General features: G+C 53.6%; 9 protein-coding genes. 8 read left to right on the top strand and 1 reads right to left on the bottom strand.

The features are described from left to right. The first annotated feature begins 3 nt into the window (after window positions 1–3). The 7 genes from B1728_RS29325 to B1728_RS37290 all read left to right on the top strand — a co-directional run bounded on the left by B1728_RS29325 (window position 4) and on the right by B1728_RS37290 (window position 11,886). A complete protein-coding gene (locus tag B1728_RS29325; protein ID WP_256865560.1) occupies window positions 4–3,822 on the top strand; it encodes a DUF5704 domain-containing protein in 3,819 nt (1,272 codons plus the stop codon). A gap of 24 nt (window positions 3,823–3,846) precedes the next feature. Next, entirely contained in the window at window positions 3,847–4,332 is a 486-nt protein-coding gene (locus B1728_RS29320) for a hypothetical protein (protein WP_079913962.1), read from the top strand. A gap of 9 nt (window positions 4,333–4,341) precedes the next feature. After that, window positions 4,342–4,518 (top strand): helix-turn-helix domain-containing protein, encoded by a 177-nt coding sequence (locus B1728_RS36450; protein WP_179136252.1) that lies wholly within the window; start codon window positions 4,342–4,344, stop codon window positions 4,516–4,518. A 32-nt stretch (window positions 4,519–4,550) separates the two neighbouring features. Further along, complete coding sequence (locus tag B1728_RS29315) at window positions 4,551–4,991, top strand: hypothetical protein (RefSeq protein ID WP_079913961.1); 441 nt, start codon at window positions 4,551–4,553, stop codon at window positions 4,989–4,991. Between the two features lie 21 nt (window positions 4,992–5,012). Beyond that, window positions 5,013–5,279 carry a helix-turn-helix domain-containing protein gene (locus tag B1728_RS29310; RefSeq protein WP_079913960.1) on the top strand — a complete coding sequence of 89 codons (267 nt, stop codon included), beginning with the start codon at window positions 5,013–5,015 and terminating at the stop codon, window positions 5,277–5,279. Window positions 5,280–6,049: 770 nt separating this feature from the next. Next, window positions 6,050–6,490, top strand: coding sequence for a TnpV protein (locus B1728_RS37040; protein WP_306293560.1), 441 nt, complete (start codon window positions 6,050–6,052; stop codon window positions 6,488–6,490). A 68-nt stretch (window positions 6,491–6,558) separates the two neighbouring features. After that, the gene (locus tag B1728_RS37290) at window positions 6,559–11,886 is read left to right on the top strand and encodes a DEAD/DEAH box helicase family protein (RefSeq protein ID WP_306293559.1); all 5,328 of its coding nucleotides are present in this window, start codon (window positions 6,559–6,561) and stop codon (window positions 11,884–11,886) included. Here B1728_RS37290 and B1728_RS29290 read toward each other — a convergent pair. Then, on the bottom strand, window positions 11,796–12,914 hold the full coding sequence (locus tag B1728_RS29290) for a hypothetical protein (protein WP_079913956.1): 1,119 nt from the start codon (window positions 12,912–12,914) through the stop codon (window positions 11,796–11,798). The two genes, B1728_RS37290 and B1728_RS29290, sit on opposite strands and share 91 nt — an antisense overlap. A gap of 477 nt (window positions 12,915–13,391) precedes the next feature. Here B1728_RS29290 and B1728_RS29285 point away from each other — a divergent pair, with 477 nt between their 5' ends. Further along, window positions 13,392–13,706 carry a hypothetical protein gene (locus tag B1728_RS29285; RefSeq protein ID WP_079913955.1) on the top strand — a complete coding sequence of 105 codons (315 nt, stop codon included), beginning with the start codon at window positions 13,392–13,394 and terminating at the stop codon, window positions 13,704–13,706. Window positions 13,707–13,746 lie beyond the last annotated feature (40 nt).

Genomic DNA, 13,746 nt, shown 5'->3' with positions numbered 1-13,746 from the left:
GATATGAACAAATTGCATAAACGATTGTTGAGCATGCTGCTGGCATGCTTATTTTTGTTTTTCTCCATTCCAACCTCTGTTTTCGCGGAACCTCCCGATGTCAGAACTGAAAATGGCACCATTAAATTTAAGATCACCAGTACGGCTGCAACATCGTCCATTAAATACAGAACCGTGGGTTGGACAGTGCGCCGTGACCAATTATGTTCGAATACGACGCCCATGCAGTGCGGCGATCCGAGAAGCGGCCAACACGCCTCTTTTTTGGACCAGCAAGTACGGCAAGTAGGACAGGAACCGAATCCGCCCATCCCTGGCCAGCCTGTCACGACCTATTACGAAGTCAGCGAGGCGCTCGTCACGGAAGGTATGTGGAAAGCGGGCATGGGCGACATCAAAGACAACGACGACTTATATTTGCATGCCATCATGGTGTCTATCGACGGGAACGGCAACGTGCGCAAAGGGCCCTTTTATACGTTGGATGAGATCAAGAGGGCCGAACATTGGGCGCATCCGGACGATTTGGACGATTATTTCGGCATTCATGTACCCTATCGAAGCGCGGAATTTCCCGTCGATGTCATCGCAAAAACCGTTGACGGCACAGTCATTCAAAAACCAGAAGTTACATTTCTAAAGGGCAAATACAAGGTCGGGGAAACGATCAATCATGAATTTCCCGAAACAATTGAGGACAATGGAAAAACGTATACGATCGTTCGCTCCTATTTATCGCCAAAGCAGGACCCGACGCGGAAAGACTGGCTGCAAGAAAATCCTGAAACGAATCCGAAGGTGCGAACGCGAAGCTTTACGGTGCATCTGGGCGGAACGGACGCGGTTGCCGAATATACGGAGAACAATCCGGTGAAGGCCATCTATCAAAAAGAAGACGGCACCAGACTCAAAGAAGTGGACAAAGGCGTTTTCGCAACCGGCGAGGAAGCGAACCATACGTTTGAAGGACAAATCACTTCCGGCGGTCAGACGTATGAAATCATCCGGTCTTACGTTACGAACAATAACAAACCCGACGAGAAGCTGTTCGTTCTGGAAAAAGGCGACCCCAAACTCAAAGAGCGTTCCATTCTGGTGGGATCGGGCGGCTCTAACTTTATCGGCATTTACAAAATTCCCTCCTCGGTAACGGTCGCGTCCCGGATTGAAGCGCCGGAAACGGTTGACCAAAACGTGACCGAAGTGGACGGGAATTTTGTTTTTGAAGTCAAGTCGTTAAAAAATTTGCAGTCATACGAGATCACGGATATTCGAAATGCCAGGCTCGTTCAAACGGGCGACAAAACCGGAACCCTCTCCGGCACGTCAACGAGTAAAACGATTCCGATCAAAATCCCGTTCACGTCCGGCGACAAAGTGAGCGTGCAAATCACTGTCGTCGTAAAGGATGTGGACGGCAATACGGGGGATTCGACATCCGATCATACGGTGCGTAAAGGCGACGGCGGCGGAGAACCGCAGCCCGGCGCTTCCCAGCAGGCCGAGGTAATGGAACCGAGCGTTTCCGCCGTCATTCAGGCGGATGCGCGCGGCGCTGAAAAGTTTGATGTATTGCAAGGCATTTCGACTTCGGAAAGTCTGTATGTGAACGCCTCGGCCAAATCGTACCTGTATCGCAACACGTTCGCGGAAACGACCGGAGCGAAACAATACCCTATTTCCGTGAGCCGGACGTATACGTTGCGATGGACGGAATACGTACCCGGCCCGCCCGATGCGAACGGGAATTCGACGACCATTACGGTCCCGCGTTCCGACACACAGACGGTCACCAAAAACTATTCAATTGAACGAAGGTACAGCTACTGGACGATTCAAAATCTCGAAGTGTACGGTATTCAGAAGGCGACGGTCTCCAATTATGCGCTTCCTTCGGGAACGGTCACGCTTATGCCGAACGGCTACACGCCCCCAACCGTTTCCGCCGCGCATGATCCGGCACTTAGTGCGCATATCACCGATCCGGTATATACGAATGTGACGCTTCCCGGTCAAACCATTTCCGGCGGTTCCAGCCGCCCCTCCGTTCCGAACGAGGACTGGAAGAATGAGGCCGAAAAAGCGATTGGTAAGATCAAGGTAAAAAACGATTCGCTCGTCTTTAACGGAAAGACAATTATGGATAACCAAGTCGTCGAAGAAAAAGCGCCGACGCCTGGCGCGATACCGGCACCGACGATGATCGGGCAAGATGTGTTGTACGGAAAGGGCTATCTCATCGACGCTTCCAAAATAAACAAAGCGAATCAGCCAAGTACCGGGAACATAACGTATTCCTTGATTAAAGGCATTGGCGGCGGCGGAGACAAAACTTATCCCATTAACGGTATCAACCCGGTGACTGTGCATACACCGGTGGTGAACTACGCTTCGGTATCGGACGATCAGGCGCACAATCAGAAGACGCAACCGACTTCCGGGCGATCGGCGCTCATTTTAGACAGGCCCTTTACTGTGACGATTCCTACAAGCGGTCAACACAAGGATATCAAGGGCTACGGCAATCGGGATTATGCCAAGTACATGAGAGACAAACAGGTTTGGTTTCCTTTCGATGTGTATAAGGCGGATCGCACGACGTTCGTCCCGAAAGAAACGTGGGTGTCCATCCCGGTCGAACAAACGCAGACGACCTTCTACTTGCCCGTTTGGGTGGACGAGGGCCATTACGACGTGTTATTCCGAACGTTTGCCGAAAATAGTCCGGCTTCCTTTACATCTCAAATGAATGCCAATCTGGACTTGACCAACCATGTAGCTGCGCAGGTGGTTCCGGTGGAAGTCATTGGCCGTCTGTATGATTTCCGGATCACCGACATTGCCGACTTTGCCTGGGAAACGGTGTTCCGCACCCAAAAGGGCAGCGCGACCCCGACAGGAAACGCCTATTGGGTCGGCACGAAAGGCATTGACGGCGCACCGCGCGGCAACACCCCTCCTTACGTGCTGCCGGTACGGCAAGGCAGTCACCCGGAGAGCGGCAAGAAAAATGTTGCGGTCAAAACAGGCTACCACTTCAAATTCGAAGTCATGACGAAAGGCAACATGTTCGGCTCGGGTGACGGCATCCTCATTACACCGACGTTTTATTTTGTGGACAGCAAGGGGAAGAACAGGCAAGAAGTCGATCTGTACTATCATTCAGGCAGTCGGCGGTTTATTCGTATCGGCTCCAGCGACGATGCGGAGAAACGGTATGTGACGCTCGACGCTCGCCTGCGCAATGTGCCGAAGCAGGAGTTGACCGACACCGCCGCAGCGCTTTGGTCGCTAAACGGTTCGCCCGGAGACAGGCAGACGTTTATCGATCAATATGTAAAGGATGCGCAGAAGCCGACCTATGTGGGCGGCTACGATATCATGCTGCTGCCGCCTCAGCTTCGGACGTTTGTCGGAAGCATGCAGGTGCCCTCCGGCATCGATGCGGCCCGCGCCAACGCTTCGGTTCAGCGGTGGAGGGGGGACTACAGTTTGCCCGCCGCGCCGTACGTGGTGCCGAAAGACTTCAATCTGGCCGAGTACGGCCGCACGCATCGGCTGGACGACCATGCGCCCGTATTTCTGAAGGATGGGTACATCATCGTCAATTTCAACATCGAAACGATCCGCGATCAAGACTTGAACCATCCGCATCTGCAATACAAAAACGCGCCGCTGGACAATCAGTGGCGGATGGAAGGGTTTCAGCGCAGCTTCGTCGATCCATACGGGGCAACGTTCTCCCTGCTGGACGGCGACATCGTCTTTTATCATGCCGATTTGTCCAGCTACGACGACTTTGGGACGGGAGGCACCCATTAAATTCACCAGATGGGAGGGATAAACATGTTGGAAAAGCTGCAAAGTGCCGCGCCAGAGGATACGGCTTATTTTTATTCCGCTTCTGCCACAGAGGAGATCGAACGTGGCTGCATCGGCCACCTGCGCGGCGATTTTGGGCGGTCGGGCGAGGAGTTCTGGGTAACCTGGTTTCCCCGGCGCACTCCCTTTGAAACGACTGCTTTTAAAGAAGAATTGGGTAAGGTCTTTCAAGCTATCGGCGATCAGAAGGTGCTGAAAAGCCGCCAGCATATGTTACGATTTTGCAGCGAGCATCCGGAGGCGCGCATCGGCGGTGCTTGGAGCACGGATGTGTACGGGTTTTGCATGCAAACGCAGGATCACCGCTACTATTTGCGCTGCTTTCCCTTTGCCGGGGATTACAACTTTTACTTGTACTGCTATGCCCGGCCGGAGCGCTTGGTGGAGCAGCAACAGCAAGCGCCTTCCACGCCTGCCGCACAGAAGAAAAAAACGGAAACGCAACGATAGGAGGACGCAATGAACGATCTCACTCGTTATCGGCTGCTGGACGGAGCCTCGCTTCCGCTTGCGGCCAAGCTGGTGTACTGCTATTTACTGGATTTGGCGGGCGGAAAAAACAGCCCCGTGTGGCTTTCCTCCCGTCGGCTTGTGGCAGATATCGGACTTTCCCCTTCTATGTGTGTCGCAACCTAGAGCGAACACCTACCAGCCGGGAGGAAAAGAATATGCTGGAAAGACTGCAAACGGCCGTGTCGGAGGATGCGGCCTATTTTTATTCCGCTTCCATAGAGAAGGATACGAAACGCGGATGCATCGGGCACCTGCGCGGTTATTTTGGCAGCAGCGGCGAGACATTCTGGGCAAACTGGTTCGAGCATTTGCCAACGCTAAAAACGCCGGCTTTCCGGGCGGAACTGGATGCGGTTGTGCAGGCATTGACGGAGCAGGGATGGCTTCAAAGCCGCAGCCGAATGCATCAACTTTGCATGTTGCATCCGGAGGCCCGATTATCGGGGGCGTGGCATTCCGGCGTATACGGCTTTTGTTTTCAAACCGCACACCATCGGTACTACCTGCGTTGTTTCCCGCACGCGGGAGACTACAATTTCTATCTGTACTGCTATGTCCGGCCGGAGCGTTTGTCGGAACGATCGCCGGAGCGATAGCGTCTGCCGAGGAGGAAGTTTATGAATGATCTCACCCGGTATCAACTGCTGGCCAAAGCGAAGGTATCTCCTGCCGCAAAGCTATTGTACAGCTACCTGATGGACCGCGCAGGCGGACGGCATGGCTGCGTCTTGTTGTCCGTCAAAAAGCTGGCTTTCGAGGTGGGTCTTTCCCCTTCGACCGTCCGTCGCAATCTGCACCTGTTGCAGCGTATCGGACTCCTTCGGATTACGGCCCGTTATTCCGAAGAAGGCATTCGCCTGACCAATCAAATCACGTTTCGGTAAGGGAGGTGCTCTCGTGACAGCCAAGTTGCAGCGCATCGTCGAACTGGCTGCCAGCACGGCTCGCACGGTGACGAATCAGCCTGAGCGATGGGCGGATTTTTTGCGGACGGCGGCCTGGAACTATAAATATCCGTTTCAGGATCAACTGTTAATCTACGCACAACGTCCGGACGCAACGGCCTGCGCGCCGATTGACGTCTGGAACAAGCGGCTGGATCGCTGGGTAAAGCGCGGCGCGAAAGGGATTGCCCTGATCGAAGATCGGGGCAACCACTTGGGCCTGCGCCATGTGTTTGACGTATCGGATACCCAGAGCAGACGCCAGCCGCAGGTGTCGCTTTGGCGATTGCAGGACAGCGACACGGCTCATGTCATCGAAACGCTGGAAAATGCGTTCGGCGCGCCGGATGAGATGGAACTACGTGCGGAGCTGCCTGCTGCGCTCCTCACTGCTGCGCGGAATGCGGTGGATGACAACAGCGCCGATTATGTGGCGGAGTTGATGAAAGAGCGGGAACACAGTTTGCTGGAAGACCTGGATATTTCGCATGTGGAGCTGTTGTTCAAGCAAGCTGCCGAAAAGGCTGTCGCTTACATGGCGATGACCCGTTGCGGGCTCGATCCCGCACATTACATCAGCATCGAGGATTTGTCCGGCATCGGGTATTTCAACACGCTTCCTGTGCTGTCCCACTTGGGTGCAGCGATCAGCGATGTGTCCGAGATGATGCTGCGGGAAATTGAATCGACCGTCCGGGCGCTGCGCCGGGATGCACAACGTGCAAATGAGAGGCAATCGTTTCATACCCTTGCAAGACCCGATTCCTTGCCGCACAATGAAGCTACCCTGCAAGAAAGGAAGGATGAACATGGAACTGACGTACACGCCGCAAGGGGATTATCTGCTGCCCAACCTGACGCTGAGCGAAGCGGAGACGACCATCGGGAAGTACGGGATGATGCGCAAGACGTTTCTGAAAACCGAGCGGAAGGGCATGTACGCCCAACTGATGTTGTCGGAGCAGTTGAACCAACATCTGGCGGACATCGACCGGACGGCGCGGGAGCAGATCGACCGGACGATACAGGAGATGCTCACGTCTCACCCGGCCCCGGACAAGGCGAGCGATCCGCTGGGCTGGACGGGACATATGAACAACCTGAAGCAGCAGGCGGAGGAACTGATTCTGGCGGAACTGATTTATCATTAAAATGGTACGACCGGGAAACGGAGGACCGAAGTCTTCCGTTTTTTCACGACCATGCCATCATCAATGACATGCTCCGAGCCGCGCCGCTGCGGGAGAGCAAGTCGGACATTGCGACGTTTTTCCTTGCCCATGAGGATGAGCGCGAGCGCATGTTGTATGTGCGCGGTTTGTTTCCGGCAGGCATCACCGAACTGACGCTTGATGAAGGCGTACGAGCAGGATTTGAACCGTATCGCAACGTTTTGCACCTGTGGACAGGGACGGCGGAGGAACGCACGGCGCAAGGCTTTTACGATTGGGGTGTCATCGCCGGGCATCTCGCCAGCATGATACTGTTAAACGAATTTGACTTGTCAAGAAAGTCAGAACCATCCATCGAGCAACAGACGCTGTGGATGGAACAAGCGGAGGACGCAAAAGCCTCCGCTTTTTTCATGCCGCAAGTGGTCATTGACGCCATTTTGCAAAATGGCAGCGGTTTTGAGAACGGCAAGTATCGCATTGCGCTGCATTTCCAGCAGTCGCTGTCCGCACAGGAGAACGCCGATTTCCTGAAACGGGAATACGGAACCGGCGGGCGTCTTCCCGCGCTGATCGGCACGGATATTCACATGAATTATGACAGCAAAGGCATCACGCTGACCCGCGGCTCCATCATGAACCCGGATACGCAGGTGGTGGTGCCGTGGATGAAGGTGCAGAAACGTATCGGCGAACTGCTGGCAGCGGGACGTTACTTGAACCGGCAGGAAGCCGAGCGATTGCCCGCCTTTGCGGAAGAACAGGAGGAAAAGCGGCGGCTGCAAGCGGCGGAATTGGCCAGGTCCTATGTGCCGCAGCCGGATGCATCGTCGGGGCTTCCTCTACCGGACGCGCAAGCGGAACCGGAACGCATGCCGGTGAATCGGGAACGGGCGCGCTACGGTTATGACGCGGGCAGCACGGTCTGGATTGGTGCGGACGAATATGAAATTGTGCAACTGGAGCAACGAACAGTGGTGCTGCAAGACCGTCAGTTCCCGCTCTTCATCCAAGAGTTGAATCGCCGGGATTTTGAGCGGATGCTGCGCGAAAATCCGCTGAACGATCATCTGATTACCGGAGAGCAGGAGCCGGAACGGTCTGGAGAAGCGGCATGGGAAACAGCGGAAGATGCGGTTTCACCGGAAGAGCCGGTGACGGAGGGGCCAGAGACCGTATCGCAGCCAGACACTTCCCTTTCCCCTGATCCTGTGGCCGGCCGCACCGTGCCAGCCCGTCCGTCTGCCCCGGCTGTCAACTACCGGATTACGGATGATGAACTGGGGCATGGCGGCGCAAAAACGAAGTTCAAATGGAACATGGAAGCAATTCGGCTGCTGAACAAGCTGGAGCAGGAGCAGCGGCAAGCGACAGCGGACGAGCAGGCGGTGCTGGCCCGCTATGTCGGATGGGGCGGCATTCCGCAGGCATTTGACGAAGCGAACACGCAGTGGGCAGCCGAATATGCGGAACTGAAAAATGTGCGGGAGCCGGATGAATATGCATCCGCTCGCGCGTCAACGCTGAATGCCCATTATACATCTGTGACCGTCATCAAGGCGATGTACGACTGTCTGGAATCGATGGGCTTTCGCAGCGGCAATATTTTGGAGCCGTCCTGCGGCATCGGCAATTTCTTCGGTCTGGTGCCGGAGTCGTTCCAAGGCTCGCGGCTGTTTGGCGTGGAACTGGACAGCATTACCGGCCGGATTGCCAGGCAGCTATACCCGCAGGCGTCGATTGCGGTCAGCGGCTACGAACAGACGAATTTGCCGGACAGCTTCTTTGATCTCGCCATCGGGAACGTGCCGTTCGGCGGTTATGGCGTGGCGGATAAACGTTACGACAAGCACAAGTTTCTCATCCATGATTACTTTTTCGCCAAGACATTGGACAAAGTGCGTCCGGGCGGCATCATCGCCTTTATTACGTCCAAAGGCACGATGGACAAGCAGAACCCGGCGGTTCGCAAATATATTGCGGAACGCGCCGAACTGCTCGGAGCGGTGCGTCTGCCGAGCAATGCGTTTCTGGCCAATGCCGGAACCGAAGTAACCGCCGACATCATCTTTTTACAGAAACGGGATCGCATGGTCGCCGTCAGCGAGCAAACCGAAGCATGGCTATCCCTGTCCGAGACAGCGGACGGTGTGCCGGTGAATCGTTATTTCGCGGAACATCCCGATATGGTGCTGGGCACCATGGTTTTTGACGACCGGATGTACGGTAACCGCCAGGAAACGTCCTGCAAGCCATTCCCGGACGCCAATCTGGATGAGCTGCTGCGCGAAGCGTTGTCCAACATCCATGCCGAATGGGTGGAGCTGGAACGGGAAGACCAGCCGGAGGAAGAAGACCCTTCCCTCCCTGCCGATCCGTCTGTCCGCAATTTCAGCTTTGCGCTGGTGGATGGACAAATCTACTATCGGGAGAACAGCCGGATGCGGCGCGTGGACACTTCCGCTACGGCGGCAGGCCGAATCAAGGGAATGATCCAGCTGCGGGACACCGTGCGCGAGCTCATCGAGTACCAAACCGAAGACTACAGCGATGAGATGATAGAGCAGCAACAGCGCAAGCTGAATGCGCTGTATGACCGGTTTACGGTGCAATACGGCCTGATCAACAGCCGCGCCAACAGCCTTGCTTTTTCGGATGACAGTTCTTACTTTCTGCTTTGCTCGCTGGAAATCATCGACGAGGAAGGGCGGCTGCTGCGCAAGGCGGATATGTTCACCAAACGCACCATCCGGCAGCGCATCCGCGTGGAACAGGTGGATACCGCTTCGGAGGCGCTTGCCGTTTCCATCGGCGCAAAAGCCCGTGTCGATCTGCCGTATATGGCGGAGCTAACCGGCTTGACGGAAGAACAGCTGATAAAAGAGCTGCGCGGCGTCATCTTTCCCAATCCCGAAAATCTGGACGAGGAAGGCAAGCCGATCTACGAAACGGCGGACGCATACTTGTCCGGCCATGTGCGGGAGAAGCTGCGTGTGGCCAGACAGTTTGCCGCATACGATATCGAACGTTACGGCGAAAACGTCAAAGCGCTTGAAGCGGTGCAGCCGAAAGACCTGGACGCCGCCGAAATCGATGTCCGCTTGGGCGCAACCTGGCTGCCGCCGGAAGACATTCGGCAATTTCTGTTTGAGCTTGTGGACACGCCGCCGATGTACCAGACCTACATCAATGTCATGTATTCCGAATATACGGCTGCCTGGAACGTCAAAGGCAAAAGCGACGACCGCAGCAACAATATCAAGGCGAACGTCACGTACGGTACAAACCGCGTCAATGCGTACAAAATTCTCGAGGATACGCTGAATTTGCGGGACGTGCGCGTATTTGACACCGTGTATGAGGATGGCGTGGAAAAGCGTGTGCTGAACAAACAGGAAACGGCCATTGCCCAGCAAAAGCAGGAGATGATGAAAGAAGCGTTCCGCGACTGGATATGGAAAGACTCGCAGCGGCGCGAACGGCTGACAAGGCTGTACAATGACCGGTTCAATGCCATCCGTCCTCGCGAGTACGACGGAAGTCATATCCGATTCACCGGGATGAACCCGGAAATCCGGCTGCGCCGGCACCAGGTCAATGCGGTTGCCCGGGCGCTGTACGGCGGCAACTCCCTTTTCGCGCATTGTGTCGGCGCAGGAAAAACCTTTGCGATGACCGCCGCAGCGATGGAGAGCAAGCATTTGGGACTGTGCAACAAGAGCATGCTGGTCGTTCCGAACCATCTGACCGAACAGTGGGCGGCGGAGTTTTTGCAGCTATATCCGTCGGCGAATATTTTGGTGGCGACCAAAAAGGACTTTGAAACGAAAAACCGCAAAACGTTTTGTGCGCGGATCGCTACCGGCGATTATGATGCGATCATCATCGGCCATTCGCAGTTTGAGAAAATTCCGATTTCGACGGAGCGGCAACGGCAGCAACTGTACGAGCAGATTTCGGAAATTACAAGCGGCATCCGGGAACTCAAGGAAGCCAGAGGCGAACGGTATGCGATCAAGCAGCTTGAAAAAACGAAAAAGACGCTGCAAACCAAGCTGGAGAAGCTGAACGACACAAGCCGCAAGGATGATGTCGTGACCTTCGAGGAACTGGGCGTAGACCGGCTATTCGTGGACGAAGCCGATTCGTACAAAAACCTGTTTCTTTACACGAAAATGCGCAATGTGGCCGGACTGTCGCAAACCGAAGCGCAAAAGTCGTCGGACATGTTTGCCAAATGCCGCTATCTGGACGAACTGACCGGAGGCCGGGGCATCATCTTTGCGACGGGTACGCCGATCTCTAATTCGATTACCGAGATGTATACGATGCAGCGCTACTTGCAATATGAGCGGCTCAAGCGGCAAGGCTTGCAGCATTTTGACGCATGGGCGTCCACGTTCGGCGAAACCGTCACCGCGATTGAGCTTGCGCCGGAAGGAACGGGCTATCGGGCGAAAACCCGGTTTGCCCGTTTTTACAATTTGCCGGAACTGATGAATATGTTCAAGGAAGTGGCCGATATCCAGACGGCGGACATGCTCCAGCTTCCCGTGCCGAAAGCCCACTTCCATAATGTGGCCGTGCCGCCGAGCGACTTTCAGCGGGAAATGGTGGCGGATCTCGCCCGCCGCGCCGAACGGGTGCGGGCGAAGGAAGTGGAGCCGCACGAGGACAATATGCTGACGATCACCAATGACGGACGCAAACTCGCGCTCGATCAGCGGCTGATGAGTCCCCTGCTTCCCGACGACGAAGGCAGCAAGGTCAGCGCCTGCGCGGACAATGTCTTCCGGTATTGGGAGGAACATCAGGAGCAGCGTTTGACCCAGTTGGTGTTCTGCGATTTGTCCATTCCGAAACAGGATGGTGCCTTCAATGTGTACGACGAGCTGCGGCGCAAGCTGATGGAGAAAGGCGTTCCTGCCGAGGAAATCGCCTATATTCACGACGCCAATACCGAGGTCAAGAAAAAGGAATTGTTCGCCAAAGTACGCAGCGGACAGGTTCGGATACTGCTCGGATCGACGTTCAAGATGGGCGCAGGCACCAACGTGCAAACGAAGCTGATTGCCCTTCACGACCTTGACTGCCCTTGGCGTCCGCGCGATGTCGACCGTGTTTTGCGGGCAATGAAGATGCGAGGCTTTGTCCCTTGTCTTTCAGGCATATTTATGTTTTGGACTGGATCCGATAAAAATAACAACGCCAGACTAGGACGCGAAAATAAAGCCCGAGGGCTGAAGGGCCTCCCTGATCAGCCTTATCTCCAATCGGTTGGAGTTCACTTTTTTAACCTCAACCCGTTTAGTAGACCGATGAATTGCATTTTGGACGCAGCCTCTTTATCACGCTTTGAAAATTCCAGTACGTAAACAATTCTGTCTTGTATAGGGATAACGGCAAAATAGACGTCATGTGTGCCAGTTAGGCCGGAGGCGGCAGTACCGTTGTCAGCGTCGAGCGTATATAGTTTACCGCTTCCGATGGGAGTATCGATCGTTTCTTCATTTATAATTTCGCTATGGTTGGGCTTGTAAGATCTAAAGTCAAAATCGTCAGCATACGGGTACGTGACAACACTCCCGAGATTGACTCCGTTCTCGTCGGTGATAGATGCGCCAAAGCGGTCTTCGGTACTCGAGTTCCATCCCTTCGGCAGAGGCAGTTCCAGATTGGAGACATCGTATTCTGAGTCCGTTATCGGTTGGACGAATTCCGATTCACTAACGAATTCTTTTCCGTTCCACGCAAAGGATTGTACTACGTCTTTTCCGATACTGTTGTCATAATACGTGCTTGAAAAACCCAATTTGTTTTTAGCTAACTTGGTGGAATAACGCCCAATACCGCTCGCGAATATTTCGTGATGCCCTTTAATAGGCAACTCTTCGATTTGTCCAGACTTATCAAGCGTAAACAGCTTAAATATACTGCCGTTGCTCGATGCATATTGACCAATTGTAAAGTCGATATTCCCATCCCCGTTGTAATCATCGAACTCGATGTCAAAGAACGAGTTGAACACTATTTTGTCATTAAAATAACCGTTTAAATCGACGGCGCTTTTCACTTCGCCGTTTTCATTGGAAAGCTGGATTTGGAATTCCCCCTCCCAATTGCGACCCATTAAAGGCCCAGGGGACCAGTCTTCGAAATACTTTCCGTTAGTAAGTACCACACTCAAGTATTCTTGCTTTTTTGTAATCTGGAATAGATCGTTCCTTGACAATGTGAGCGGTCCCGTTACAAGGATTGTGTTGGATGCGGCTGTAAGCGAAGGTTGGATTGGACTTGCGGTTGCCGCGTATAAAGGAGTCGGTGAATTCGTGATGTTTGTTGTCGCATCGGAGCACGCAGTTAATAGCAACGCGGGTACCATTGCATAAAAAAATTTTTTCATATTACATTATGTCTCCTTTAAATAAGTTTTCTCTGCAATTACACCATAATTCAAGTACTCATACGTTAGACGAATAAATAGGGAATTTTGTTTCTATATGCTATCTAATATCAATAAAGGTGGACGGCGACTTACCAAGCAAATCTGCCTGTTAGCTTAAAGCCCGACATCTATCTACAACTTCATTTTCTCAAGGCATCAAGCTAATCGATGGTACCGCCGCGAATGCTCTTTTCATCGGTATTCGTCCTATTTCCCGGCGGGTTCTGGAAGTCAACGCGAGATGGTTGTCTCGCGTTGCAGCAAGCACTGAATTTGGTCTCCCCAATTCGCTTGTTGTGGGCTGCACCCCCAATCCCCCATCTTCACGCTGCCGCAGCGGTGGTGAAGCTGTATAGCTTTGTCAACAAAGGGTGACGGGATTACAATGTTGTTGATTTCATTGCTATACGAATCAACAGGGGGGGTGTGATAGAAATGAACCATATGTCAGAAATCTTTGAAAGAGCCCAAATTCAGTGTATTCGTGAATTTTTGCTACGTGGCGTGGCAGGCACCGACATCAATCCGAAGAGCCACAAGGAGCGGATTGACGAAGTGCATAAGTCTGTTATTGAGTTTCTAGAGGATAAGTTCCCCGACATGGCTGAATACGAAGAAGCAACTGCAAAGGTTTATGACTATGCAGGTACATGCGAAGATGTGTATATGGAAATCGGTTTGCAATGCGGGTTTATGCTGGCCGTACAGATGCTCGCTAATTCGCAGGTTAAACCAGAACCAACCAAATAACATTCCGAAAAGGTCGCTGCGATTCAATGGCGTCCTTTTT

This window comes from Paenibacillus sp. 32352 (assembly GCF_002042965.1).
GTDB classification, from domain to species: Bacteria; Bacillota; Bacilli; order Paenibacillales; family NBRC-103111; genus Paenibacillus_S; species Paenibacillus_S vulneris.
This window is presented reverse-complemented; position numbering and strand designations above follow the sequence as displayed.

Excerpts from the sequence above, each read along its gene's own strand:
- B1728_RS29320 (WP_079913962.1), top strand. The coding sequence starts at position 3,847 with ATGTTGGAAAAGCTGCAAAGTGCCGCGCCAGAGGATACGGCTTATTTT.
- B1728_RS29310 (WP_079913960.1), top strand. The coding sequence starts at position 5,013 with ATGAATGATCTCACCCGGTATCAACTGCTGGCCAAAGCGAAGGTATCT.
- B1728_RS29285 (WP_079913955.1), top strand. The coding sequence starts at position 13,392 with ATGAACCATATGTCAGAAATCTTTGAAAGAGCCCAAATTCAGTGTATT.
- B1728_RS37290 (WP_306293559.1), top strand. The coding sequence starts at position 6,559 with ATGCTCCGAGCCGCGCCGCTGCGGGAGAGCAAGTCGGACATTGCGACG.
- B1728_RS29315 (WP_079913961.1), top strand. The coding sequence starts at position 4,551 with ATGCTGGAAAGACTGCAAACGGCCGTGTCGGAGGATGCGGCCTATTTT.
- B1728_RS36450 (WP_179136252.1), top strand. The coding sequence starts at position 4,342 with ATGAACGATCTCACTCGTTATCGGCTGCTGGACGGAGCCTCGCTTCCG.
- B1728_RS37040 (WP_306293560.1), top strand. The coding sequence starts at position 6,050 with ATGCACAACGTGCAAATGAGAGGCAATCGTTTCATACCCTTGCAAGAC.
- B1728_RS29290 (WP_079913956.1), bottom strand. The coding sequence starts at position 12,914 with ATGAAAAAATTTTTTTATGCAATGGTACCCGCGTTGCTATTAACTGCG.
- B1728_RS29325 (WP_256865560.1), top strand. The coding sequence starts at position 4 with ATGAACAAATTGCATAAACGATTGTTGAGCATGCTGCTGGCATGCTTA.